Origin of the sequence: Nostoc sp. NOS(2021) (genome assembly GCF_017115025.1) — a bacterium.
Taxonomy (GTDB): Bacteria; Cyanobacteriota; Cyanobacteriia; order Cyanobacteriales; family Nostocaceae; genus Nostoc.
Map to the genome: position 1 here is coordinate 47046 of NZ_JABXKM010000057.1, position 2106 is coordinate 49151.

The following is a 2106-nucleotide window of genomic DNA, read 5'->3' on the forward strand; positions in this document are numbered from 1 at the left end:
ATTAAATACTCAGTAAAATTTGAGGAATAAATTAATATTTAGTATATTTTTTGAGTTATATTTTTTGCTAAAAAACAGTAAAAATTGATACAAGTTAAGTTTTTCAAAAACTGATATTCATTACAATAAAAAAAAAAAAAAATAGGGACAATGGGGGCAGAAGAAAAACCTGTTAATTTGCGCTCGGAGACGAATAATGGTAGCGATCGCAGAGAACGTTCAACATCGGCTAACTATACAAACTGTAGAAATTGCCCCTAACACAACGGCGATTCGCTCTCTTGATTGGGACCGCGATCGCTTCGATATCGAATTCGGACTGCAAAACGGTACAACCTACAATTCATATCTAATTAGGGGTGAACTAACAGTTTTGATTGATACTTCTCACCAGAAGTTTCGCAATCTGTATTTAGAGACTCTAAAAGGTCTTGTCAACCCCAAAACAATTGATTACATAATTGTTAGTCACACAGAGCCAGACCATAGCGGCTTAGTAGAAGATGTCCTCCAGTTAGCTCCTAGAGCTACCGTCTTAGCCTCAAAAGTTGCGCTTCAGTTTTTGGAAGGCTTAGTACATGATCCTTTTTCTAAGCGGGTTGTAAAAACTGGCGATCGCATCGATATCGGCAAAGGACACGAAATGGAATTCGTGAGTGCGCCTAACCTGCACTGGCCGGATACAATCTTTAGCTTTGACCGCAAAACCCAAATTCTCTACACCTGTGATGCTTTTGGGATGCACTTTTGTGACGATCGCACCTTCGACGAAGATTTAGAAGCGATCGAAGCTGACTTTAGATTTTACTACGACTGCTTGATGGGCCCTAACGCTCGTTCGCTGCTGAATGCGATGAAGCGGATGGGTGATCTCGGAAAGATTAATATTATCGCCAACGGTCACGGCCCATTATTATACCACCATTTAGATGTTCTAACCGGGTGCTACGAAAATTGGAGCCAAAAACAAGCTAAAGCAGAAACAACAGTTGGCTTGTTTTTTGTCTCAGATTACGGGTATGGCGAACGCCTTGGTCACGCAATTGCCGAAGGTATACTGAAAACCGGCGTTGGGGTAGAAGTACTGGATCTAAGTACTGCTGAGAGCCAAGAAATTCAAGAACTAGCTGGTAGAGCAGCTGGCATCATTATCGGGATGCCCCCGACTACAAGCGCCGCCGCCCAAGCTAGTATCAGTTCGGTGCTAGCTGTCGCCAAGAACAAGCAACTGATTGGGCTGTTTGAATGTTACGGTGGGGATGATGAACCCATTGATACACTCCGCAGACAATTTCTCAACTCTGGCATCAAAGAAGCCTTCCCAGCGATTCGGATTAGAGAGGCTCCCACAGCATCAACATTCCAGTTGTGTGAAGAAGCGGGTAAAGACATTGGACAATTGCTAGTGCGCGATCGCAACATCAAGCAAATCAAGTCCCTTGATGTCAACATGGAAAAAGCGCTGGGTCGCATTAGCAGTGGACTATATATAGTCACCACGAAAAAAGATAATGTTTCAAGTGCAATGCTGGCATCTTGGGTAACACAAGCCAGTTTGCAACCCTTAGGATTAACAATTGCCGTTGCGAAAGACCGCGCCATTGATTCCTTAATGCAAGTAGGCGATCGCTTCGTCCTCAACGTTTTGGAAGAAGGCAATTTTCAAGAACTCAAAAAGCACTTCCTCAAGCGCTTACATCCCGGTGCTGACCGCTTTGCAGGAGTAAAAACTCAAACCGCGAAAAACGGTTCGCCGATTCTGGCAGATGCTTTGGCATACATGGAATGTGAAATACAGACCAGCATGGAATGCAGCGACCACTGGATTTTATACTGCACCGTCCAAGAAGGTCGTGTCTCCAAAAACGATGGATTGACAGCCGTTCGTCATCGCAAAGTAGGTAATTACTACTAGGGATTAGGGATTGGGGATTGGGGATTGGGTATTGGGTATTGGGTATTGGGTATTGGGTATTGGGTATTGGGTATTGGGTATTGGGTATTGGGTATTGGGTATTGGGAAAACTCTTCCCTAGTCCCTAGTAGTCTGTCAAGTTTAAATTGATGGGTAAGCAAGTTCCTAGTAAGGACTTAACTCCTTACTAC

Annotated in this window: 1 protein-coding gene; it reads left to right on the top strand. The window is 43.7% G+C overall.

Annotated elements, in window-relative coordinates:
• The first annotated feature begins 196 nt into the window (after positions 1-196).
• Positions 197-1915 carry a diflavin flavoprotein gene (locus HWQ41_RS06800; RefSeq protein ID WP_292760893.1) on the top strand — a complete coding sequence of 573 codons (1719 nt, stop codon included), beginning with the start codon at positions 197-199 and terminating at the stop codon, positions 1913-1915.
• Positions 1916-2106: the final 191 nt, after the last annotated feature.

What these genes read in the sequence shown, in the direction of transcription:
- HWQ41_RS06800 (WP_292760893.1), top strand. Translation starts at nt 197, where the DNA reads ATGGTAGCGATCGCAGAGAACGTTCAACATCGGCTAACTATACAAACT.